Here is a 24,252-nt window from a genome sequence, read left to right on the forward strand (position 1 = left end):
ACTCCGATTGAAAATAAATAATGAACCTTCACATCAAAGGTGCTCGCTTAATTGACCCAGCCTCAGGTATGGACACCCAGGCTGATTTATTCGTTGCTGCAGGCAAAATTGCCGGTATTGGCAGCGCGCCGCCGACGTTTAAAATGCACCAGGAAATTGACGCGAACGGTTTAATCGTATTGCCCGGTCTGGTTGATTTGTTAGCGCGGCTGCGTGAACCTGGTCATGAATATAAGGCAACGCTTGCCTCGGAAATGGCCGCGGCTCTTGCGGGTGGGGTGACCAGCTTAGTTTGCCCACCGGATACGGATCCTCCGCTGGATGAGCCTGGTTTAGTTGAAATGCTGAAATTCCGCGCTCGCACTTTAAACCAAGCACATGTGTATCCGTTAGGCGCCTTGACGGTTGGACTTAAAGGGAAAGCTATTACTGAAATGGCTCAATTGGCGGATGCGGGCTGTATTGGCTTTTCTCAGGCAGATGCGCCGATTGCGAACACCCAAGTATTATTGCATGCTTTGCAATATGCCACGACGTATGGCTATACGGTTTGGTTGCGCGCGCAGGATGTGTATTTAGCCCAAGGCGGGGTGGCTGCCAGCGGACCTTGGGCGTCGCGGCTTGGCTTGCGCGGGGTGCCGGCAGCGGCGGAAACCATCGCGTTGCATACGATTCTTGAATTGATGCGTATCACGGGCGCGCGAGTCCATGTGTCTCATCTCTCTTCCGCCGCTGGGCTTGAGCTGGTGCGCGCGGCAAAACAAGAAGGTTTGCGCTTAAGCTGTGATGTGACGATTAATCACTTGCATCTGATTGATTTGGACATTGGGGATTTTAATGCGCAGTACCGCTTCGATCCACCTTTGCGCGCACAGCGTGATCGGGATGCAATCTGCGCTGCGTTAATGGATGGCACCATCGACGCCATTTGCTCCGCCCATACGCCGGTTGACGACGATGAAAAACTTTTGCCATTTGGTGAAGCCTCAGCAGGCGCAACCGGACTTGAGCTACTGTTATCGCTGACAGTGAAATGGGCGCAAGAAAAACGCGTGCCATTGCCCACTGCATTAGCCAAAATCACCTGTGCGCCAGCCGCTATCCTGAACTTGGACGGAGGGCGTTTAGAGTTAGGCGCTCCAGCTGACCTTGCGCTCTTCGAGCTAGACGCACATTGGCGAGTTGAACCCAACCAGCTTAGAAGTCAGGGCCATAATACGCCATTTTTAGGGTATGAATTGCCAGCGCGCGTACGCTCCACCATAATCTCAGGCCAACTGGTCTATCAAGCAAGTCGAGCCTAAAAATCAATCTACTAAACGGCGCTCGTGCTGGGGCTGCTTGAACTATAAAGCAAGGAAAAATCATGCAAGTCAGCCTGCGCATTGCGCGCTTAATCTTCCATTTTCTGCGCGGCATAGCGCTTGCCGTTTTGGTTTTTCCGCGCGTGGAGCGGGCGCTTCAACAATCGATGGTGCGTGATTGGTCGCGGCGCTTACTTGAGATATGCGGGGTTAAGTTGGTGGTGCATCAGTCGGGCGAAGTGCTGGAGCACAGCGTAATGCTTGTGGGCAATCACGTGTCATGGCTAGATATTTATGTGATTAATGCTTGGCGGCCAGTCTCTTTTGTGGCTAAAGCGGAAGTTCAGAAATGGCCGATCGTGGGCTGGCTAGCGAAAACCATCGGTACGGTTTTTATTCGGCGCGATAAGCGTAGCGATGCACTACGGATTGTGCATCAGTTAGCCGATGCGTTAAAAAGCGGCGAAAGAATTTGTATTTTTCCAGAAGGGACGACTTCCGACGGCGCTCAGCTATTGCCATTTCATGCGAATTTATTGCAAGCGCCGATAGCCGCGATGGCTGCAGTGCAACCCATCTGTTTAATGTATGAAAACGCACAAGGCCGGCAGTCGCTTGCGCCCGCTTATATTGGTGAGGTTTCATTAGGTGCTTCGCTCATATCGATTTTGCGGGCTGCGCCGCTCACCGCCCATTTGTATATTACGGCTCCGCTGGGAGCTTGTGATGACCGACGCGAGCTGGCGCGGTGCGCGCAAGGGGCGGTGCATCGTGCGCTGCAGCTTTTGCAACAACGGTTAGAGCAGTCGCCTGAAGCTGCGGTTGTCGTCAATGCGCAGGTGAGCGGGGTTGAGCTGAATTAAGCGGCGCGCTATTCCGTCGGGCAGGTAACCTGGATCAGCTTGCGCTGACTTGGCTCAGGATCGAGGGTGAGGGCTGAGAGTTGTTTGCCCCAGACGCAACCACTATCCAATGCGCACAACTTATCGCGCAGCAAGAGGCCGAGTGCAGCCCAATGCCCGAACACAATGGTGAGCTCGGCAGTGCGTCGATCGGGCGCATCGAACCACGGCAGATACCCAGGTGGTGCTGTGTCTGGCCCGCCTTTAGCATTAAATTCTAGCTCTCCCTCTGGATTACAAAAACGGATATGCGTTAGCGTATGAGCCGTGATGCGCAGACGTTCATCACGGGTTAACCCAGGATGCCAACGCGTTAACCTAGGTAAGCTAAGTTGCGCTATACAGTCTCGCCAAGCGGGCCCGCGTAGAGCTTGCTCTAGCTCGTGTGCCAGCTCCAGGGTCAGGGTTAGATCCCACTGCGGCAGCACTCCGGCGTGCACCATCAGCATGCCGTTTTGATAATGCGTCAGCGGCCGGTGGCGCAGCCAGTCGATTAAATCGGCGGCATCAGGCGCCGCGAGGATCTCATTGATAGTGTCGCCCTTACGGATACGTTGCACGCCTGCGGCCACGGCCAGCAAATGCAACTCATGGTTGCCCAGTACCATGACTGCCCGTTGACCGAAGTCAATAACATCGTGCAAGCAAGCCAGGGAATGAGGTCCGCGGTTAATCAAATCACCCGCAAACCAAAGCGGTGTATTTGGCGTTGGCGCTGCCTTTGCAAGCAAAGCGCGAAAAGCCCCATGACAGCCTTGTAGGTCACCAAAAGCAAGCGGCGGGGGGGCGGAGGAGTGATTAATGTTCATCTTAAAATTGAGAATAGCTGGTGTCTCTGATGAAAAGAGGGGCTTGAATGGGGTGCCATCATTTGAAAAAATCGCTAAGTTTACTCCTGCTGCGCTCGCAAAGGATTTAAGGGGGGTCGTTTGCGTCAAAGGAGGGGTGATTATATAGGGTCAGGGCAATCACACAAATCATAGCTTCTTCTATTTCTCGGCAGGATGTGTATGAATCACTATATCAGTAGCACAGATTTTGCGTCATCGGTCATCTCTGCTTCGATCAATGCTCCAAGGCGTTGTCGCTCTGCGATCAACGTCTTGCTGATGATAGCCTGAAATGTGGTATTACCCTGGTCGTACGATGCGTTGCTGATTTAGCCAGATGACCAGCTCAGTGAGCATAAATGTTGGGGTAACATCTAGCCGCGCTAATTGCTCGGCGCGCTGTATGAGCGATGGACTATCTTGTTTCGTCCAAAGACGGTAGCCAAATAGGAAGAGAATCTTGCGGCGTTGGGCGTAATGCTCGTTAAGCCGAATAGGTCTGGGAGCAAAGGCTCCCCGCTCCGGGAAATAACGCTCATACAGGTAGTCCGTATCTTCTGGCGGCAATTCTGTGAGTGTAAAAAATGCCTGCTTGGCCCTGAAGTAGCCGATCTGTAGCCAAGCGCAAGATCTGTTCGGGCAATCCTTTGCGCCTTTGCGCGATGGCCAGTTCGTCAGAGGTGAAAGAGAAATATTCGGCACGCTGGAAATCATCGAACCCGGGCCGATCGTAGAGCGCGTGTCGCTCAGCCTCGGGCAACAGAGTGAGATGATTATTGTGAGCGCGCATCTGGCGGGCACAGGTAATCGGGATGACCCTATTATTCTAAAGCGTGCTGGACAAATCATCAGTATTGTCCTGTTATTAACTCTATCTGATCGCTTTCCCCCACCATACTCATTTATAAAAATCTCGTGTAAGCCATGAATTTATATAACTTTCAAAAATTTCTGCGCTTCCAGCTTACAACCCCAATTCTGTATTGGAGTTGAGAATTTGCTTCAGAGTCAATGTAAGCTGAAATGCGATGTCGAAAATGAAACTTTCAATTTGACTTGTTTGAGATTGGAATTGTAGATGGAAAATAATATGATTTGCGATCTCTTATTTTTAATGCTTTACGCAGATCTTGGGTAATGAAATCTAATGGGATATCTGAGCAAAAATATGAAGAAGAAATGAAAATGGTGGAAATTCAGGCTGATGAGGGATTGCATAACTTATGTGTGAACGCTACCATAAAAGAGAGAGATTTACTAGCTTTGCTTTTGCCTCAGGCGAATCTGTAAAAGAAGCATTCTGCTCGTGCAATTATTATGTATGATAATTAAATTATTGAAAAAGTATTTTTAGAAAATAAATTTTAATAAAAATTTGTAAATATAATTATCCTGACTATACTAAGGTAGTTGCTTTTTCTATGAATAAATAATTTTCTCCTGAGAGAAGTTGCTAATTGGTATTTTTTCTAATTTTTTAGTTTAAAGAGATCACAATGGGCGTTGTAGAAAGTACTTTACGTGAAGTAGAAGAAGTGACAATAAGACCCTTAGGGCAAGTTGCGCGTACGGTAGAAAAAGACGCGAAAGATCTTGTAGAAAAAGCCGCATTGATGACAAGACGGACCTTGGATATATATAAGTCAGACAGGAATCGACCATGGTCCTGATCATGGTGCAGATGAGGCTGCTGCAGCCCTCAAATAGAGGTCGGCCAGCGACACTGCCGCGGCTCATAGCGGGCTTACTGTATTTACAATACGCGTTTGATTTGTCAGATGAAGAAGTAGTGATTGGTTGGGTGGAAAACCCTTATGAGCAATACTTCGCCGGAGAGAGGTACCTTCAAACAGAGGTGCCGAGAGACGTATTGAGTCTGACGCGTTGGCATAAACGACTTGGTGAAGCTGGGGTAGAAGAGTTATTAGCAGAGACGATTGAAGCGGCTAAACGCAGAGTGATTAAAGCGTCGAGCGCAAAACGCGTGATCGTTGATACCACGGCGATGGAAACGGCGGTAGCGCCCCCAACCGATTCTCGTTTGCTTGAGCGGTGCCGAGTCCATCTGGTGAAAGCCGCCGATCACTTTGGTTTAAAGGTGAGGCAGAACTACAACCGAATCGCAGGTCGCCTATCAAGTCAGATCGGTCGTTATGCACACGCGCATTTCAAAAGAATGAAACATGCGTTACGTACATTGCATTCGCGTGTGGGCCGTGTGATGCGGGATGTTGAGAGGCAAGTCGAATCATTCGCTGAGCAAAGCCGGAATACCTTACGAGAGTTGTTAGATCGCACGAAACGAATCCTTGGACAAAAGTCGAAAGACAAAAACAAACTCTATGCGCTGCATGCACCAGAAGTGGAGTGCATCGCCAAAGGTAAAGCAGGTAAACCTTACGAGTTTGGTGTCAAGGTATCGATTCCCAGGACACATAAAGAAGGTCTGGTGATAGGCGCACGCGCGATGCCAGGCAATCCTTACGATGGGCATACACTGGCTGAAGCCCTCGAACAGGCGGCAATCTTAAGCGATGTGACGCCAGAGGTCGCGATTGTGGATCGGGGTTACAAAGGTGTTGCAATTGACGGGATAAAAATCTATCACCCCGGCTTACGCCGAGTAATCTCCCGCACACTACGCACCATCATCAAGTGACACTCTGTTCTGCTGCTTCCATTTACAGATGATTTTTTGAAAAACGATTTGTTCGGCACCGACTAAATATGACAACAAACCCATTAATACCGGATTTAAAAGAACGATTAAAGTCCATGATAATAGGCTTTATAAAAGAGCATAAAGATGAAGATACTTATAAATATAAAATTTTTTCTAAATTCGAATATTTGGCCTGTAGATGGGATGGTGAAATTTTTAAGGTTAACGACAAGTCAGGCAAAATTAAATATTATAACTATCACGACGAAATTAACCCATTGAAAGGTGTTGATGCAGCAATAAACCAACTAAAAGATGGGGATATTTTAAACTGGAAACAGTTAAATGCGCTATTTAGCGGATGCGAAAGAAAGGAGCTCATCTATTCTAATATAAAAAAAGAATACTATTACGAGGATAGGGAATATCACAATATTTATCCGCCGTTAGAAGATCCAGATTTTCTAGATGAAATCTTGCAAAAAGCAATATATGAATTGGAGGGCAGTCATATAGTCCGTAATTTGATCAGGCTTGACAAGGTTATTGGTTGCGATTTAGATAGTTTTGCTTTTACTGGGTTGGAAAAAGACGCAGAAATTCCAATAAAGGTACTCGTATTTATTTCTAAGGAAGAAAAGTACTCTTATGGTATGCAATTTGGTATTGCGCCAGACTATATCAATCATGCTCTTCAGAAAATCAACGCGACACGTAGATATTATAAAGATGAAGGGTATTATAAAAATAAAAAGTCCGATTTTTTTAAATTTGATAATAGTTTAATGCAGATTGGTTATTACACAATTAAAATGAAAGAAGATTGCTATTTATCTGATGAATTTGTAGGAAGTTTATCTAATTTTATCTATGACGATGATACGCATATTCTTGAAATTGAAACTAAGCAAAATAAAGGTTGGATTGAAGAAGAAGTGGCCACTGCATTTTTAATGAATTCTGAATTATATGACAAAGAGACTATGTATGCAGTACAAAACCACTTTTACGATAATTGCGCCAAAGGCTTAAAAATATATAAAATCCCACAACCTCCATTCGATTGGGCGCTTCATCTGAAAAAAATAAAGGCAAAGCTAGCCCAATTCAAAGAAGCGGGGGTGCGGATAGAAAAGTGGCGTGATATACGGGAATATATCCTCTTTACCAAATACGATATCTCTTTTGAATACTCACCAGATCATTATTTAGAAATTTATGGAACTCAAGAGGCGCTCGCGCTATTTTTTTTACCGCGAACGAATGAAGAATTAGTCGGGTTTGAAATGGTCTGCGATTGCTTGGATGAAAAAGATGTACACATCGTTGATCATTTTTACCCTGAAATCGGTGAAGGACTCTTTGCGGCAATTTATGCTCACCATTTTGGTTCTGTAAAAAACCGTATTGAAACGAATATCCACCTTACATTCTGCTATTTGACGGAACAACCGTATCTAGTTTGTGAACAGGTACCCGTTGATATCACCAAACAATCGCCAGACGGCACGCCAAGATATCCCAATGGATCAGGTGGTGGAAAAGGGGCGGTGGAATAGCGGCGACGCAAGATCGGCTGGCAGTGGTGGAGGGAATTTACCGCTGACAGCGGTGCAGAATTCTCTGCGGCAATTTATGCCCACCATTTTGGTTCTGTAGAAAACCATATTGAAGTGAATATCAACCTTACATTCTGCTATTTGATGGGATGAATTGATGAACATACAGCAAAACTATAATCCTTGCTTTTTGAGCCGTCCGCCACAAAAAGCGGTCAGTGAAAACAATCAAGTTCCTTATTCGCCTTTGTGGCGCTGGGCATAATTTGCGTATGATCCTTAGAGAGCTTCGGCTTTTACCTCCTTTTATTTTGCTTATTTTTGGCTTCACGACGCTCTGTTCTGCTGCTTCCATTTACAGATGATTTTTTGAAAAACGCTTTGTTCAGCACCGACTAAATATGACTGCAAAACCATTAATGCCGGATTTAAAAGAACGATTAAAAGACATGATAATAGGATTTATAAAAGAGCATAAAGATGAAGATACTTATAAATATAGAATTTTATCTAAATTTGAATATTTAACCCGTGGAGTGGGTGGCCCAATTTGTAAGGTAACCGATCAGTCAGGAAAAATTAAATATTATCACTATTTCAGAGAAGTTGAGCCATTAAAGGGGGTTGGTGCAGCAGTAAACAAATTAAAAGATGGTGACATTTTAAGTTGGAAACAGTTAAATGCGCTATTTAGTGGATGCAAAAGGAAAGAGTTCATCTATTCTAATATAAAAAAAGAATATTATTATGAGGATATGGAATATCACCATATTTATCCGTCATTAGAAGATCCGGATTTTCTAGATGAAATCTTGCAAAAAGCAGTATATGAATTGGAGGGCAGTCATATAGTCCGTAACTTGATCAGGCTTGACAAGGTTATTGGTTGCGATTTGGCTAGGTTTTCTTTTACTGGGTTGGAAAAAGGTGCAGAAATTCCAATAAAGGTACTCGTATTTATTCCTAATGAAGAAGAATACTCTTATAGTATGAAATTTAGTATTGCGCCAGACTATATTAATCATGCTCTTCAGAAAATTAAAGCGACACGTAGATATTATAAAGATGAAGGGTATTATAAAAATAAGAAGACAGTTTCATTTAAATTTGATAATAGTTTAATGCAGATTGGTTGTTACGAAATTAACATGAAAAAAGATTGCTATTTATCCGATGAATTTGTAGACAGTTTGTCTCACTTTATCTATGGCGCTGATACGCATATTCTTGAAATTGAAACTAAGAAAAATAAGAGTCGGATTGAAGAGGAAGTAGCCACTGCATTTCTAATGAATTCTGAATTGTATGATAAAGAGACTATGTATGCATTCTTTAACCATTATTACGATAATTGCGCAAAAGGCTTAAAAATATATAAAATCCCACAACCTCCATTCGATTGGACGCTTCACCTGAAAAAAATAAAGGCAAAGCTAGCCCAATTTAAAGAGGCGGGGATGTGTATAGAAAATCATATAAAGGAATATACCCTCTTTACCAAATACGATATCTCTTTTGAATACTCACCAGATAATTATTTTGAAATTTATGGAACTCAAGAAGCCCTCGCGCTATTTTTTTTACCGCGAACGAATGAAGAATTAGTAGGGTTTGAAATGGTCTGTGATTGCTTAGACGAGAAAAATGTACACATCGTTGATCATTTTTACCCTGAAGTCGGTGAAGGTCTCTTTGCGGCAATTTATGCCCACCATTTTGGTTCTGTAAAAAACCGTATTGAAACGAATATCGACCTTACATTCTGCTATTTGATGGAGTGAATTGATGAACATACAGCCAAACTATAATCCTTGCTTTTTGAGCCGTCCGCCACAAAAAGTGGTCAGTGAAAACAATCAAGTCCCTTATTCGCCTTTGTGGCGCTGGGCATAATTTGCGTATGATCCTCAGAGAGCTTCGGCTTTTATCTCCTTTTATTTTGCTTATTTTTGGCTTAACGACGCTCTGTTCTGCTGCTTCCATTTACAGATGATTTTTTGAAAAACGATTTGTTCAAAATCGACTAAATATGACGACAAACCCATTAATACCAAATTTAAAAGAGCGATTGAAATCCATGATAGTGAGCTTTATAAAAGAGCATAAAAATGAAGATACTTATAAATATAGAATATTATCTAAATTCGAATATTTAGCCTGTAGATGGGATGGTGCAATTTTTAAAGTTATCGACAAATCAGGGAAAATTAAATATTACCACTATCACAAAGAAATTAAGCCATTGAAGGGCGTTGAGACAGTAATAAACCAATTGAAAGATGGTGATATTTTAAATTGGAAACAGTTAAGTGTGATATTTGGTGGATTCGAAAGAAAAGAGCTCATTTATACTAATATAAAAAAAGAATACTATTATGAGGATAGGGAATATCATAATATTTATCCGCCATTAGAAGATCCGGATTTTCTAGATGAAATTTTGCAAAAAGCAATCTATGAATTGGAGGGTAGTCATATCATTCGTAACTTGATCAGGCTTGACAAGATTATTGGTTGTGATTTGGCTCGTTTTTCTTTTACTGGATTGGAAAAAGGTGCAGAAATTCCAATAAAGGTACTCGTATTTATTCCTAAAGAAGGAAAGTATCCTTATGGTATGAGATTTAGTATTGCACCAGACTATATCAATCATGCTCTTCATAAAATTAAAGCGAAACGTAGATATTATAAAGATGAGGGATATTATAAAAATAAAAAATCCGCCTCATTTATATTTGATAATAGTTTAATGCAGGTTGATTATTACAGAATTAACATGAGAAAAGATTGTTATTTATCCGATGAATTTGTAAATAGTTTGTCTCAATTTATCTATGACGATGATACGCATATTCTTGAAATTGAAACTAAGCAAAATAAAGATTGGATTGAAGAAGAAGTGGCCACTGCATTTCTAATGAATTCTGAATTGTATGATAAGGAGACTATGTATGCAGTAAAAAACCATTTTTATGATAATTGCACCAAAGGCTTAAAAATATATAAAATCCCACAACCTCCATTCGATTGGACGCTTCACCTGAAAAAAATAAAGGCAAAGCTAGCCCAATTCAAAGAAGCGGGGGTACATATAGAAAATAATATAAAAAAATACATCCTTTTTACTAAATATGATATCTCTTTTGAATACTCCCCAGATAATTATTTAGAGATTTATGGAACTCAAGAGGCGCTCGCGCTATTTTTTTTACCACGAACGAACGAAGAATTAGTAGGGTTTGAAATGGTCTGTGATTACTTGGATGAAAAAGATGTACACATCGTTGATCACTTTTACCCTGAAATCGGTGAAGGACTCTTTGCAGCAATTTATGCTCACCATTTTGGTTCTGTAAAAAACCGTATTGAAACAAATATCGACCTTACATTCTGCTATTTGATGGGATGAATTGATGAACATACAGCCAAACTATAATCCTTGCTTTTTGAGCCTCCTGTCACAAAAAGCGGTCAGTGGAAACAATCAAGTTCCTTATTCGCTACAAACCATCATCATCGAACCCTATGCGGGTAGCAATGGATACAGGGTAGGGGTATATACATCCGATTGCTATCCAGGCTTCATGGCTGAAGTCATCGCCCCAGATGGTCAACAACACATGGTAGCCCCATCAAGAATTGTCAATGGTTTGACGGGGCAACTCATGGACCATGGGGCCATTTTGAAGATCATGCAAAGACCTTCGGATAGTTTTAGAGCAGTTTTTTCTGCGGAAACCGGCAAGGTATGCTTGTGGCCACATATGCAGGCAGCTGGCCAAGGACAACACCGTACCGCCTATTTAGTGACTGACAACAAAAATAATCCCTTTTTAAACAAATCAATTGAACAATGCGTTGCAGACATTAAAAGTGGTAAATTCACGGTGCCGGGTACAAATGATGTTATAAGTGATGGCAACACTAACCATACAGAGCCTCGTTCTGACACTACAGACACTCGAAAACAACATACGTTTAAACTCGAAAACAATGGCGAACCAAAAATTATTATTAATGTTACAGAAAATGGAAATACCGAGCCCGCCCATGTCGGTATACTCTATCGCACCGTAAAAAATCAAGAAAATAAATGGGACTGTTTAAAATTTCCGCTAGCTAATCCACACACAGATTCGCAGTGGCGGAGTAAATTAGAAAGCAAATGGTATCTAGAGTGTAAACAGGTGCCTACTGATATCACCAAACAATCGCCAGATGGCACGCCAAGAGATCCCAATGGACCAGGTCGCGGAAACTCCGGACCAAAGGGTGGCGGAGGAGGAAGTGATGGCAGCTCTGGATCAGGTGGCAGCAGCGGAAAATCCGGTGCTGGCGGTGGCTCGACGGGGGCATTTCAGAACAACCTCAACCAAAATAACTTAGTCGGCAGTTACAACCGTACCAATCCCAACCAACCGCTGCTCAAAACCGGCCACCAACAACAAATCGGTGGCGTGGCTATCCATAATCCCAACGCCATTTTGCTGAATTTGAACAGCAGCCTCTACGACCTCACTGCCGAGGGTTATTGGATCACGTTTCCTTTTATGACCGATACCGATAAGGCACCCTTCTCAAACCAGTGGCTCCAACAAATCACCCGCGAACTGGCACAAACCGTCTATATTCATAACACCTTTCCTTTTTATAGCTTGCATTTTACTGAAAGAGGCAGCCTCTATTCGGTCATCCACCCTGGCTACCAAAACACCCTCGTTGGCAAAGTCATTGGCATGATTGATTACTTCATGAAAGGCTATTTGAATGGTGGCTATTTCAATGAACCGGATTTGATTCGCTTTGCCGGTGATAAATCATGGATGAAGGATGTGGATCAATTAAAGCCATCCATCCAGTCGATGGAAACGCTATATCAGAAAACCTTTCAAGACGATAGTGAATATACGCCGCTCATCCAGCTTTTACAGGAATACCACATTCAGCAATACAACTCGAAGCTCGATAAAACCACTTTAGACGAAATCCAGCAGCGGTTTCAGATATCGTTTCGGATCATCGCCAAACAAGACCAAATCGAAAAGCATGACAGCACCTTATTATTTCACGGTGGAATGGATGTGTTGTATACGATTGAATGTCACGGCGTTGCGCTTGGCCAAGTGGAACAATACCAGGCATCCAAAGAGTATCAATTGCTCCAACTGATTTGCACGCAAGTCGCCGACGATATCAAAACCAGGCTGCGGCAATTACCGCCATGCCAGGACTATTTCAAGATGCTGGACGTTATTTGCGCACTGTCTTACTACTTTAGCAGTCTTAAAAAACAAGAGATGGTGCCTAAGTTATTGCCTATCAAAGCCGATACGCAGCAAACCTGTCCAGGACTTTTCCCCCCTTACCCCAAGACCCGGGTCGAACGTGAGGTGACGTCCGTCACGCTGTGGGATGTGGTCCAAGATCTGGATGTAGATAGTACAGCCTTATTCAATGAATTTTTACTGCAAAAGGAAAAGCTCCAATGCATTGCCCCCCAATTGCAAACGGCTTTGGCCCATGCCATCCAGAAGCGGTTACCCAAAGGTGCAGTCAAGCTTCCCGCAGCGAATCTGAACGAGCTGGTTTTACTCTTGACTAACCATATATTCAAAGCGATATCAGACTTAAAGGAACAGTTGTTTTCGCCAGAGACTGAACAGCAACAACAAGAATTAGCAGCATCTCAGAGACAACTAGAAGAAAATATCGAAAGGCATGAGGCAATGCGCTTGCCGCTACGCGAGCAGCATGATGCTATTCAGAATCAGATCTTAGAGAAAGAAAGAGACAATATCGCGAGTCAAACGAGGGCGCTTGAACTAAGCATTCATCAGCAACGTCTAGGCCAGGAGATTCCCCTTTCTTCTTATCTTACAGCAGATGCGTATTATGTGCTTCAGTTTAACCTTAATATGCATCGTCGCCTTGACGAAAAGTTTAAGCAAGAATTACCGCGGCTAATCGATGCCGTTAAAGCATATTGGAACGATCAACGTAAGCAGATAGAAGCAGCTTATCAGCAAGATGTTAAAACGCTTGATGAACACATTGTCGGCGTAGGCAGCAACGTGGAAAAGATCAAGGCAGAGGTTGCCAGAATTAAAAATTTGCGTGAATTGATTAACACGCGCCCCAGTCATCAAATGATTGCCGAAACCATCGAGCTGGGAATACCTGCTATCGTGAAAAGGCTCCCCGCATTTCTCTTGACAGATAACGTTTCCTTCGTGCGCCTCCATGGAGGAACAGGCTTTAAGCTTGAGGATCAAGCCATCTTATTGAATACCGCATTGGTCACCCGCTTAAGTCAGCAGTTAGAGGCATATTCGGCCAAGATGTCGAAAAAAGAGCCGGGCGAGGTATGGAAAGCCGTCACGATCAACCATCAATCCTATCAAGCTTTTTATATTGAGCATGCAAGTTTATTAGACCACAGCGCGCTAGAGCAAAGTCTCATCAAGCCCAACATGGCCAGCACGGCTACGGAGAGGGAATGGATCCATCTAGCGGCACAAAATCCGACCGCAGCGCAATTAGACGCAGTGACTAAATTCATAGCAGAGAATAAGCTCACGCTTAATCTCAATATCACCGATGCGTATGGGAATACCGCCATACACCTGGCGGCAATGAATAATAATCTAGGGCTCGCTGAGCTATTACTAAAGCACGGCGTCAAAATCGATGTGCTGAACCAATTTGGCAATTCACCTTTGCATGTCGCGAGCATGTATGGGCATGACGAGATCATCACGGCTATTTATCAGGCTAATCAAGATAGTCTTCGCCAATTAACGATGAATGATGAGAGCGCGTTGTATTTAGCGGTACTCCATCATCGTTTGGAAACGGTTAAGTTGCTAGTGTCGTATGGTTTCGATGTGAATGAAGTGGGTATCAATGGTATACCGATTATTTACACAGCTTTGTATCACCATTCTTTCGAAATCAGCGACTATTTATTATCCCAACCATCTATTAAGGTTCATTTTCAATTAGAAAATGGCAATACGCTGCTTCACCTGGCGGTTCTTGTGAATGCGCAAGCAGTGATACAAGTGCTTTTGCTTTTAAGCAAACGGGTTGATATCAAGGCCGATATCAAGAATGTATATAACCGTGATGGTAAAACGCCACTGCATATTGCGGTAGCGCTTGGGTATCTGGACATCGTTAAGCAATTGCTGGGTCCGCATAATAAGGCTTTAGAACGAACCGATTCAGCAGGGAATACGCCGCTTGATTTGGCCATCAAGCACCGTCAGAAAGCGGTGAGTCACTATTTACTGGGAATAGGCGCTAAAACAGATCAACCCTTTGAGGGCGAAAACGCATTAACTCATGCGTTAAAAACCGGGCAAGTCAGCGTGGCTGAAGCGATATTCAAAGTCAACCAATTCAAGCTGGCTACCTATCGTCAGATCGATCAAGACAATTTCTTATGGATGTGTAAACTGGGTTATTGGCGGTTATGTGAACAAATTATCGCGAGCGATCCTCAATGGATAACGCAGACGCTCGACCCTGGCCATGCTGAGCTGAATGGTTATATTGATTATGTATGCAAGCATAACCGTGTTACGCAATGGCAGCATTTGCTTGAAAACTTCAAAGCGAAAACTTTAGCGTATTTGGAAGCGCATGCTGATAAGCTGTATAAGCTGGTGATTAAACACCGTAGTCATGCGCTTTTAACTGAGTTGCATTCTGAGCTTGAAGAAGTCGATGGATATACACCTGAGCGCAAACTATTCAAGAATGATCGATTTGCCTCCTATAGCGATTATGACCTGATTCAATTTGCAGTGCGCTATGGCTTGCCCCAATTTTATGAGCCCTATGTCAAGCACGCGACGGGTCAAGTCGAGCTCGAGCATGCCACTGCAAAGGGGAAAAGCCTGCTGTATTTGGCCGCTGAAAGTGGTAATCGTCAACTGATTGAGATGTTGCTAGACAAGCAAGCTCGCCCGATAGCGCCGAATGGCCAACACTTCTTTTATGCCCTAATCGAGCACGACCACCCAGACATTATCCGTCGCCTACTGTTAGATGAGCGTTACCGCTCTTTTTTAAACATCAATGGGTTGGTGAGTGAGAAAGAGAAAATCCGGGCAATCGATTTAGCGTGTAAGCTCGGCAATTTAAAGCTGGTAACCAGCTTGATTCGTTGGGGTGCTAAAATTGATGAACCGAATCAACATCATCAACTTCCCATCTATTACGCGATTGCAAACAATGCGCCGCACTTAATCCGGCTGATCTTTCAATATGAGCTCGGCAATTTAGAGAAGATTTTAAATTACGCTATTGGCCTCCATAAGAATGTCATTTTTCAGCAATTATTAGGCCATGGACCAGAATTTAAAAACGCAGTCCTAGATTGTGCTAACAGCCTGCTTGCCACCGCCATTGACCACCATAACGTCGGCGCTTACAAGCTTTTAACCGGTCTTGGCGCCAAAGTAGACAATACATTGCTGCATCGAGCCGTCATCTGTAACGCTCATGAAATCGTACCCTTACTGATCGCTGCTGGTTGTGACCGGCAGGCAGAGGTCAATGAGCTGACGCCGCTAGAGCTTGCTTGCGAACTGGAGCATGATTTATGCGCATACGCACTCATTCAAGGCGGTCCATTAAGCCTAAGGAGCAGCTTCAAGCCGAGTGAATGGATAAAGCTGATGATAGCGGGCCAAGCGGCAGCGGTTAGTCAAGAATTTATTAAAGCGATCAAGGACGATGACTTAATTAAAGTCAGAGAATTAACGACGCTCTATGCGCCGGTGAGGAGTATTAGTTTTCAGTATCTTTACAAAGGCGAGGAAATCACGGCTTCATTGTTGGACATAGCGATCCTGGAAAACCAGCCGAAAATCATACAATATTTACTCAATGAGGGTGGTTGTGATCCGTATGCCCCCAATTCTTTAGGCTTCAGCGCTGTTCACCTGTTAATGAAGCTTAGCGATGCCCAATGGGTGGTTCAACTCATTGAACAATTTAAATTGGACATCAACCGGGTTGACCCAAGGAATGGCTATACTCTATTGCACATGGCCCTGTTGACCCAAAACCAGGCAATGGCGGATTATTTAGTGGTAAACGGCGCTGATATCTATGCCGAAACGGCCGCAGGCAAAGCCATATTACAGATTGCCATCGAACAAAAAGACTTGGCCTTCATCAAACGCGCAATCCAGCAATATGCTTATAACTTACATCATAAGAACTCGCTGCAAGAGTGCGCGCTGGCCATGGCGCTGAAAGCGGGTAATTTAGAGATTGCCCAGTATCTGGTTGAATCCGGTGCGGATATACATAGCATAGATGGGTTTAAGCAACGCACTATGCTGCATTATGCGGTCCTGTCACACCATGCCAAAATCGTGTTCTATATGCTCAGTTGCGGCGTTCAGAGTCGAATCCCAGACAATATAGGCATGCTGCCCGTACACCTGGCAGCCAAACATGGCGACCTGGAAATCGTTGATTTACTGGACGATATCGAAAACCGGGAGGCAGAAGGGGAAGAGCGAAAAGCCACTGTGGTATCGCTCACTGACCAGCGTGATAGAGACGTTAGGGATTTTGCGTTAATTCATCGCCACCCAACATTAAGCGCTCACCTGACGCAAAAGCATTGGCTACCGCTGCGCGATAAGCCGACTGCAAATCAAGCCATTCACTTTAAAACGTATAAACAAGGCGATAAAACCCCGTTAGAACTGGCCATTTGGGCCGAAGACCAAACGACCGTCGCCACGTTAATCGATCAAATGGCTAAAGATGACCTCTTTCATAGCAAAAGAGCACTGATAGCCGCAAGTGCCAGCCCGAATATTGCGCTATTCAATTATGTGATGGATAGGCTGTGGGATGGTATAAACCAACAGATATTACAAGCCTGCCTGGCTGCAGCCATTGTCAGTAACTGTGTAGAAAACGTTAAACAACTGCTGAGCCGGCTAGGAGAAAACCGGAAAAATCTCATCTTTAACGATGGATCAACGCCCATCGTACTAGCCTGTATGGCCCAAGCGCACGATGTGCTAAAAGAACTGTTAGCGCATATTACACCAAGCGATCAGGAAATCTATGCGGCATTCCAAGCACTCATCCGGCATGACCAACTCGTGATGGCGAGACGGCTTTTTGATGCCTGTGACGAAGTAGCAATCTATACCACAGACGCCAATGGAGAAACATTGCTGCACCATGCAGTTAAACATAACCGACCCAATATGCTGGCTTTTTTCATCCTATGCGGCTGTGTTGATACAGAAAATTATGCGGGCAAAACCGCTTTAAGCCAGGCTTTGCTAGAGAATCAAACTGAATGCATTCAATGCCTGGAAACCGCCTCAGCTTCGACAAATGTGTGATTCTCTAGGAGGATTAAATGTTAAATGCAATAACTCCTTTACGCTGCATAGCTCCAACTCACGCAAAACAGCAGGCCAAGCTGGCACCAGCGGAAAAAGAGGGCGGAAGTCAAACCATCGAGCATGTATGGCAAGGTCAGCTTAGTGATCTCAAAGCAAGTCATCAAAAACGACCTTTAGATAACATTTTGGCTGCATTTCGGGGGCCAAGTCGTGAGGTTCAATATCCTCTTGGCAATAAAGTGATTCGTACTATCAGGGAGCGACTCGTATTAGTTAGGGAGTCTGAGCAGGAAATCCAGAATTTTTCCGCGGATCAGTTAAAGGAATTAATGAGTCGGATTAAGCATGCACTTAATCCTTCCAGCCAAACGGCATCTCATTTACAGGAAAAAGCTATATGCCAATTGCTAGCTCTTGCTAATCACGTATTCGCTCAATACTTTAGCTTTACGCCCTATTCTGTGCAAATTCTGGCGGTACTGGGAATCCTAGCGTCAAAGGGGAATTTTAAAGGTAGCTTGGCCCAAATTAAAACCGGCGAAGGAAAGTCTACCGTCATAACGCTATTGGCGCTCATTTTGGCCTACCAAGGGAAATGTATCGATGTGATTACTTCTACCGAATACCTGGCAAAAAGAGACAAAGTTAAATACAAGCGATTTTTTGATTTCTTTGACATAACAACATCTCATATATGCAATAAAGCACTCACGCCTGATCATTTTTCCGGGCAAATTGTATACGGTACGAATTACAACTTTGAATTTTCAGTTTTATTTGACAAGTTCCATTTAACCGCTAATCGAACTTTATACAATAATAGAAATAGTAGTCGGCCATTTCATGTAGCCATCGTCGATGAAGTGGATAATATGCTGCTTGATAAAGCCTCCAATTCCGCACGAATTGCCTACTCAAGTCAGAAAAATTTAACCGCCTTATATCCCATTATTTATGATTTTGTTAAAAACAACTGCCTTGAGAAAGAGCCAGACATAGACACCATTTCAGAGTGTGCCAAGTTAGTTAAATCGTATCAGCTCTCGAACACACAGTTACAAAAATTCATTGATAGCGCCTATCGAGCCTGTTTTAAATATGAATTGAAGAAACATTACTGCCTAAGAAAACAAAACGAGCATGCCAGACACGATGCAAACCTTCAAATAGTGATTATTGATCAAGATACCGGACGGTTATCTGAGAACAGCCGCTGGCAGCATGGCTTACACCAATTTCTTGAATATAAGCATGGTTTGCCCATTCTTGATGAGACTTTAACCTTAGGTGCCTTATCACACCCGGCATTTTTTGCTTACTATGGGGAAATCTACGGCGTAACCGGCTCCTTAGGAGCTGAGATTGAGCGCAATGAAGTTACCGAAATGTATGGTTTGACCAGCTTTGACGTACCAACCCATAAGCCGCCACTCACTCAGCAATTACCAACCGTTATCTGCAATACTACAGAACGAGCATTTAATCACACCCTGCTTAGCGAAGTCACAAACACCATCAAAGCTGCACGGCCTTGTTTGATTTTATGCCGTTCCATAGCAATGAGTGATGCCCTCTATCAATTCATCGAACCGAAATTTTCTAATATTCAACTTTTAAACGATGTGCAAAATGAAGATGAAGATTTTTTGGTAGCAAGTGCCGTGTATAGCGACTCTGTCACCATTGCAACCAATGCTGCAGGTAGGGGAACTGATATTGCTGTCTGCGCAAAGGCGGCAAGAAATGGCGGCCTACATGTGATATTTACTTTTTTCCCAAACAGTGAACGTGTGGAAATACAGGGAGCTGGGCGTGCTGGACGCCAGGGGAATCCTGGTAGCTACAGGATTATCGTACCCCATGATGATGAATTACTTGCCAAAACCGGCAGCGGCAACATTGAAACACTCATAGCATTAAGGGAGCTGATGGTTGTGAAAGCGTCGTTAACCAGACGTCAGTACGCTGCCATTTATTTAGCTCAGCATCATATCCTGGAAAGGTTCTGGAATGACTTTCAGTATAAATACGCTAACTCCATCCATCAACATGCCATCTTAAACAAGTGGGCAGAATTCTATACCGATTTGGAGAACATCAAAGTTAATGTAGAGCATCACTTTGATACCGCATTATCGAACTACAGGAACACGCTCAATAGCTTGTATGATCATTTTATGAAAAATCTGAGTGCCTGAAGCAGGATCACGAGCTGGATATCTTCATTACCGCACAGGCCTGACGCTGACTCGCTCCATACCGACTGATTAGATACTCAACCAGCGATTTACGGCAAGAAGGCTTTAAAGCTTTTTTGAGAGTACGTCCTGTAGCATAGCCTTATCTAGCGATAGGTCAGCCACTAAACGTTTGAGCTTACTATTCTCCTCCTCTAATTGCTTCAGGCGACGTAATTCCGAAGGGCCTAACCCTCCATATTTTTGCGCCAACTATAGAAGGTCGCTTGAGATATCCCCATCTTTCAGCATACTTCATCTACCGATATCCCTACTTCCGCCTGTTTTAGACCAAACGCTATTTGCTCTTCTGTATATCTCGATTTCTTCACCGCACCATCTCCTGATCAACTTCAAAATTGGGCCGCTTTTTCTACTTTTAAAGGCATCGAAATTTTTGGGTAGGGCCAATAAATGCAACGCTTTTATAGCCCAATCGCCCTGTTATATAGGATAAAGCAGGGTTGTGTTTATTCGTTGAAGAGATACAATAATAAATTGTATGCTAAATTTCCGTGTGTTTAAAAGATGGAATCTTAGCGTTAATCGGGTGTATTTCAATTGAATTAAGGATTCTGATGATTTTAGTAACTGGCGGCGCGGGGTTTATTGGCGCTAATTTTGTGCTCGGCTGGTTAGCTGAGCATGACGAAGCCGTGGTAAATGTCGACAAACTTACCTATGCCGGCAATCTGAGTACTCTAGATTCGTTGCGCGCGGACCCGCGCCATCAATTTGTGAGGGCGGATATTGCCGATATCGCTCTCTTGCAAAATCTTTTGGTGAAATATCGGCCGCGCGCGGTGCTGCAAACTGTACGCTGGTATCTTGATCGTTCAGATTGGGTGCATCAAGTTATTTCAGGCGATTACCTGAAATGGCTTGAAACGCACTATGCGCAATGCGCATAAAAGGAGCATGAAGGTGCGCAAAGCGATTCTTTTAGCCGGCGGCTCCGGTACCCGGTTGTATCCGATTACGTATGCTGTCTCAAAACAACTATTGCCGGTTTACGATAAACCCATGGTTTACTACCCGCTCTCCACTTTGATGATGGCGGGCATCCGCGATATTTTGCTGATTTCTACGCCCGCCGACACACCGCGCTTTCAGATGCTGCTAGGCGACGGCGCTCAATGGGGGCTGAATCTCCAATATGCAGTGCAACCCTCGCCAGATGGGTTGGCGCAAGCCTTGAGGATTGGCCGGCAATTTATTGGCAATCATCTATCCACTTTAATTCTTGGCGATAATATTTTTTATGGGCATCATTTAGCCGAACAACTTGAACGCGCCAGCAACTGTGAGCACGGCGCGACGGTATTTGCTTATCACGTGCAAGATCCTGAGCGTTATGGCGTGGTTGAGTTTGATGCCGCCTTTCAAGCCCTCTCGATTGCAGAAAAGCCGCTTAAGCCGCGCTCCAATTATGCTGTGACGGGGCTGTATTTTTATGATCGACAAGTCTGCGACATGGCCGCTGAGGTTAAGCCGTCAGCCCGCGGTGAATATGAGATTACGGATATCAATCAATATTATTTGCACCAAAACCAGCTCAGAGTTGAAATAATGGGCCGCGGTTGCGCTTGGTTCGATACCGGCACCCATGACTCGCTGATAGACGCGGCAGGTTTTATTGCCACTCTGCAAAAGCGCCAGGGCTTAATGGTGGCTTGCCCGGAAGAGATTGCCTACCAACGTGGCTGGATAGATGCAGAGCAAGTGAATCGGCTTACGGCGCCGCTTGAAAAAAACGGCTATGGACAATATTTAAAACGCATTGTATCGGATCAGCCAAGGTGGCCATCAACGTAATTGCGACTCGTTACCTGAAGTTAAAATCATTGAACCTAAAAGCTTTAATGATGCGCGAGGTTATTTTTTTGAGAGTTTTAATGCGCGTGAATTCGCTGTGCAAGTGGCGGGAGCGGTCTTTTATGTAGCGCTTGATCTGCGGCTCGACTTCTTGGTATGAATTTGCGCAAGCGATCTTTACGCTTGCGCCGCTGGTTAAACAACCGAAATTGACGCCGCTAGCGGCGTCAGATTACCCGACACCGGCAAAGCGCCCGGCCAATTCGCGTCTGTCTAACGATAAATTGGCGCGAACTTTTAACTTATTGCGCCTAACTGGCATGACGCACTACGCTTATGCCTGTGCCCTGAAGCGGGCTTAAGCAAGCTATAAAGTCGCAGGCGGGCGTACAGGCAACGTTAGATGCAGGAATGTGCCATCAGATAAGGTGAGTTTAACCTGCACAGTATCGCCTGGTTTGATAGCCGGTTCCGCGCGCGCTTTTTCAAGCATAAGATGGTAACCACCGGGGGCGAGCTTGACCTCGCTGTGGGCTGGAAGGGTCAATTTTTTGAGGTGAACCATCTTACTTAGCGTGCCATCCGATACCGACTGATGGAGCATCACATGGCCGTAATCAGGGCTAGAGGCTGCGACGACATCGATGGCTTGGGCGCTATTGTTGCGCAATGTCATATAACCGGCGGCGGGCCGTCCGTCAGGTAGCCAGCGCACCCAGCCCGCTTCTGCTATAACCTCTGGCGAGGCAGCGGCGATTGCGGTTGAGGAAGCTACGCTAAAGCATAGGCTGGTTAAAAGCAAAGTCATCCATTTCATGAGTTGATACTCCCCGTTATGATGATGATTGAATCAGAATGCGCAAATCGTGTGCAATATTATCCGCTGAATCGGCGTTGGTCGCCATCAGCTGCGCTTGACCTTTTTGATCGAAGATATAAATAGCCGAGCTGTGCATTACCTCGTAGCGGTTGTCCGCATCGGGCTTTTCAGATTGATAAGCGACGCGGTAGCGTTTCGCTAATGCCTCGACTTGACTAAGGGTACCGGTCAGACCGGTTACATGCTCTGCATCAAAGGCACGGACATAACGCTGCATTGAGGCAGGTGTATCGCGTGTTGGGTCGATCGAGATAAAAAGAATACGTACAGCACGTGCCTCATCACCTAACTTCGAGAGCGCCAGCATAAGGCGCGCCATGGTTTCAGGGCAAACATCCGGGCAATGCGTATAGCCAAAGTAGACCAGGGTGATTTGGCCTTGATAAGTTTGCGCGCTGACCTTTTGTCCTTGATCATCCGTTAAAGCAAACTCAAGCTTAGGAAGGTGGTGACGCACTTGGGTTAACTGCCAATTTTCATCGCGCTGCCGGCTACAGCCGAGAAAAAGCACGGATAAGACGCTGGCAAGGAGCGCACAGTAAAGTATCGCCCGCTGCTGGGACATGACTCGCTGCATGATAAAAGCCTTCTAACTCGATTGTGTTGAATAGCGGAGGGTAGCGTTGGCATGCGCGCAGTGTGCCAATCTGCGTTAGCCAGGCTATTTTAACAGACCCCCTAAATATTTTCCGTTAATTGGAGTGAGAACAATTGATCGTGAACGATTTTAAAAAAGGAAATTTTGGAGCAGGATCAAAATACTTTTCACTTCAGAAAAAGTAGGTGTAAAGACAGAGTTAAATAAAAAGCAAGATTTCGGCATTAGAGCGACTGATTCGTTTGCAGCAAGGGCAGGAGAGTGGGGATGTCTAAAATTTAGAAGGTGTTAAACCAGTCAGAGAGTCATATATGCCGCCACTTACTATAAAAGAACGGATGTCAATCCAGCATTTGCTTGCGGATTCGGAAGAACCCCATCGCGCCACCGCATCTTCGGCCTCGAGTCAGCCTGTGCACGTTAGTCCGATAGCGCCGCTGAGGTCGAGAAAAAGGACGCCCGCCATGCAGAGTGCGGACCCAACACAAAGCTCAAAACCTGATGAAACGAAAAAGCAGAAGCAGGAAGCTGGGTGCAATTACCGCAACCAATTTAAAAATCAAGAAAAGCTTCATCCGGATTGGGACACTTTCTCAAAGTACGAAAAAGCAGCAGCCCGTCGAGGTTTTTTTACAGAAGAGGGAATGCCAGATAAAGCCCGTTACAATCGATTGCGGACACAGCGTGATGCTGGAAATATCAAGGATAAGGACGGCAAACCCCGTTTCGTTGACCAAAATGGTGTGGTCGACACGACCGCCTACCGCAAATACTTGAAGCAGCTGTCCGCCAAAAAATTTACCCGTGTCGATGGTAGTCACCCTTTCCAAGAAGCCGACGGATCAGGTAATACGCAAAAATATAGAAAATACGTTAAGCAGTATCTCGAAGAAAAAGAGGCAGTATTTACTCTGATTGACTTGAAAAACAATGGATTTCCGGGGCGGTCAGATGAAAAGTAATAGCTTATCGAATCCCGAAGCGAGGAATTTAGTTTCGATCACTGAAATACGGAAGTGCTTATTAAACTTGCAATTAGCCGCAAATTCGAGCGTTTTATCCAGGTTAACAAAGGAT

General features: G+C 44.6%; 15 protein-coding genes and 5 pseudogenes. 15 read left to right on the forward strand and 5 right to left on the reverse strand.

Features of this window, described 5'->3' with window-relative positions:
- The first annotated feature begins 20 nt into the window (after positions 1-20).
- On the forward strand, positions 21-1,304 hold the full coding sequence (locus tag MCB1EB_RS02695) for a dihydroorotase (protein WP_045363131.1): 1,284 nt from the start codon (positions 21-23) through the stop codon (positions 1,302-1,304).
- Between the two features lie 62 nt (positions 1,305-1,366).
- Positions 1,367-2,167 carry a lysophospholipid acyltransferase family protein gene (locus tag MCB1EB_RS02700; protein ID WP_045363130.1) on the forward strand — a complete coding sequence of 267 codons (801 nt, stop codon included), beginning with the start codon at positions 1,367-1,369 and terminating at the stop codon, positions 2,165-2,167.
- A gap of 8 nt (positions 2,168-2,175) precedes the next feature.
- Here MCB1EB_RS02700 and MCB1EB_RS02705 read toward each other — a convergent pair whose 3' ends face one another.
- A complete protein-coding gene (locus MCB1EB_RS02705; protein WP_174232254.1) occupies positions 2,176-3,009 on the reverse strand; it encodes a symmetrical bis(5'-nucleosyl)-tetraphosphatase in 834 nt (277 codons plus the stop codon).
- Between the two features lie 327 nt (positions 3,010-3,336).
- Entirely contained in the window at positions 3,337-3,750 is a 414-nt protein-coding gene (locus MCB1EB_RS02710) for a DUF4158 domain-containing protein (RefSeq protein ID WP_045363128.1), read from the reverse strand.
- A gap of 423 nt (positions 3,751-4,173) precedes the next feature.
- Here MCB1EB_RS02710 and MCB1EB_RS11960 point away from each other — a divergent pair, with 423 nt between their 5' ends.
- The 8 genes and pseudogenes from MCB1EB_RS11960 (at position 4,174) to MCB1EB_RS02745 (ending at position 19,843) form a co-directional block, all read left to right on the forward strand.
- Positions 4,174-4,326: a hypothetical protein gene (locus tag MCB1EB_RS11960; RefSeq protein WP_161566165.1), complete on the forward strand. Its 153-nt coding sequence runs from the start codon at positions 4,174-4,176 to the stop codon at positions 4,324-4,326.
- A gap of 206 nt (positions 4,327-4,532) precedes the next feature.
- Entirely contained in the window at positions 4,533-4,706 is a 174-nt protein-coding gene (locus tag MCB1EB_RS11965) for a hypothetical protein (RefSeq protein WP_161566166.1), read from the forward strand.
- Positions 4,707-4,735: 29 nt separating this feature from the next.
- Positions 4,736-5,692: pseudogene (locus tag MCB1EB_RS02720) on the forward strand (IS5 family transposase); the annotation flags it as partial.
- A gap of 71 nt (positions 5,693-5,763) precedes the next feature.
- A complete protein-coding gene (locus MCB1EB_RS02725; RefSeq protein WP_126353844.1) occupies positions 5,764-7,257 on the forward strand; it encodes a hypothetical protein in 1,494 nt (497 codons plus the stop codon).
- A gap of 401 nt (positions 7,258-7,658) precedes the next feature.
- Positions 7,659-9,038, forward strand: coding sequence for a hypothetical protein (locus tag MCB1EB_RS02730; RefSeq protein WP_045363123.1), 1,380 nt, complete (start codon positions 7,659-7,661; stop codon positions 9,036-9,038).
- 248 nt (positions 9,039-9,286) lie between these two features.
- Positions 9,287-10,666, forward strand: a complete 1,380-nt coding sequence (locus tag MCB1EB_RS02735) for a hypothetical protein (protein ID WP_126353845.1) — start codon at positions 9,287-9,289, stop codon at positions 10,664-10,666.
- A 4-nt stretch (positions 10,667-10,670) separates the two neighbouring features.
- Entirely contained in the window at positions 10,671-17,642 is a 6,972-nt protein-coding gene (locus tag MCB1EB_RS02740) for an ankyrin repeat domain-containing protein (RefSeq protein ID WP_081953503.1), read from the forward strand.
- Between the two features lie 17 nt (positions 17,643-17,659).
- Complete coding sequence (locus MCB1EB_RS02745) at positions 17,660-19,843, forward strand: preprotein translocase subunit SecA (RefSeq protein WP_045363117.1); 2,184 nt, start codon at positions 17,660-17,662, stop codon at positions 19,841-19,843.
- Positions 19,844-19,859: 16 nt separating this feature from the next.
- Here the strand turns inward: MCB1EB_RS02745 and MCB1EB_RS12235 are convergent.
- Positions 19,860-20,214: pseudogene (locus MCB1EB_RS12235) on the reverse strand (transposase); the annotation flags it as partial.
- 246 nt (positions 20,215-20,460) lie between these two features.
- Here MCB1EB_RS12235 and MCB1EB_RS02750 point away from each other — a divergent pair.
- The 4 genes and pseudogenes from MCB1EB_RS02750 to MCB1EB_RS02765 all read left to right on the forward strand — a co-directional run.
- Positions 20,461-20,721 (forward strand): annotated as a pseudogene (locus MCB1EB_RS02750) (GDP-mannose 4,6-dehydratase); the annotation flags it as partial.
- Positions 20,722-20,800: 79 nt separating this feature from the next.
- Positions 20,801-21,697, forward strand: coding sequence for a glucose-1-phosphate thymidylyltransferase RfbA (gene rfbA / locus MCB1EB_RS02755; protein WP_045365875.1), 897 nt, complete (start codon positions 20,801-20,803; stop codon positions 21,695-21,697).
- Positions 21,682-21,824 (forward strand): annotated as a pseudogene (locus tag MCB1EB_RS02760) (dTDP-4-dehydrorhamnose 3,5-epimerase family protein); the annotation flags it as partial. The gene rfbA and the pseudogene MCB1EB_RS02760, both read left to right, overlap by 16 nt.
- Before the next feature lie 13 nt (positions 21,825-21,837).
- Positions 21,838-22,070 (forward strand): annotated as a pseudogene (locus MCB1EB_RS02765) (sugar nucleotide-binding protein); the annotation flags it as partial.
- Here the strand turns inward: MCB1EB_RS02765 and MCB1EB_RS02770 are convergent.
- Both MCB1EB_RS02770 and MCB1EB_RS02775 read right to left on the reverse strand, forming a co-directional pair.
- The gene (locus MCB1EB_RS02770) at positions 22,065-22,514 is read right to left on the reverse strand and encodes a copper chaperone PCu(A)C (protein ID WP_313790308.1); all 450 of its coding nucleotides are present in this window, start codon (positions 22,512-22,514) and stop codon (positions 22,065-22,067) included. The pseudogene MCB1EB_RS02765 and the gene MCB1EB_RS02770 sit on opposite strands and share 6 nt — an antisense overlap.
- A 16-nt stretch (positions 22,515-22,530) precedes the next feature.
- Positions 22,531-23,154, reverse strand: a complete 624-nt coding sequence (locus MCB1EB_RS02775) for an SCO family protein (RefSeq protein ID WP_045363113.1) — start codon at positions 23,152-23,154, stop codon at positions 22,531-22,533.
- A gap of 485 nt (positions 23,155-23,639) precedes the next feature.
- Between MCB1EB_RS02775 and MCB1EB_RS02780 the strand changes: the two genes are divergently transcribed.
- Positions 23,640-24,137 carry a hypothetical protein gene (locus MCB1EB_RS02780; protein WP_045363111.1) on the forward strand — a complete coding sequence of 166 codons (498 nt, stop codon included), beginning with the start codon at positions 23,640-23,642 and terminating at the stop codon, positions 24,135-24,137.
- Positions 24,138-24,252: the final 115 nt, after the last annotated feature.

The organism is Mycoavidus cysteinexigens (assembly GCF_003966915.1).
GTDB classification, from domain to species: domain Bacteria; phylum Pseudomonadota; class Gammaproteobacteria; order Burkholderiales; family Burkholderiaceae; genus Mycoavidus; species Mycoavidus cysteinexigens.